Annotated in this window: 1 protein-coding gene; it reads left to right on the top strand. The window is 55.7% G+C overall.

What is annotated here, in order from left to right:
• Positions 1-176: host attachment protein (locus GPT33_RS02385; RefSeq protein ID WP_296805566.1), on the top strand; the 176-nt coding region annotated here is incomplete at its 5' end.
• Between the last annotated feature and the right edge of the window lie 131 nt (positions 177-307).

The following is a 307-nucleotide window of genomic DNA, read 5'->3' as shown; positions in this document are numbered from 1 at the left end:
CGCGCAACAAAGGGGAGCTTCAAAAGCTTTACGTCATCGCTGCTCCGGCTTTCCTGGGAATGCTGCGCAAACATCAGTCCCCTTCGCTCAAACAGCTGGTCGCAGGGGAAGTCGACAAGAACTTGACGACCCATAGCCCTGAGGCGATCCGCAAGAGCCTGCCGGATTTTCTCTAAACCGCGCCCGGTGCGGTATGCGCCATTTGTTGGATTGGCTGGACCGCGCCAGCTCCGACAACCGTCGGAGCTGGCGCGGTTTAAAATAATATATTTTTTAATATCTTAAACCGCGCCAACTCCAGCGGCCG

Source organism: Thiocapsa sp. (assembly GCF_011390875.1).
Taxonomy (GTDB): Bacteria; Pseudomonadota; Gammaproteobacteria; order Chromatiales; family Chromatiaceae; genus Thiocapsa.
This window is presented reverse-complemented; position numbering and strand designations above follow the sequence as displayed.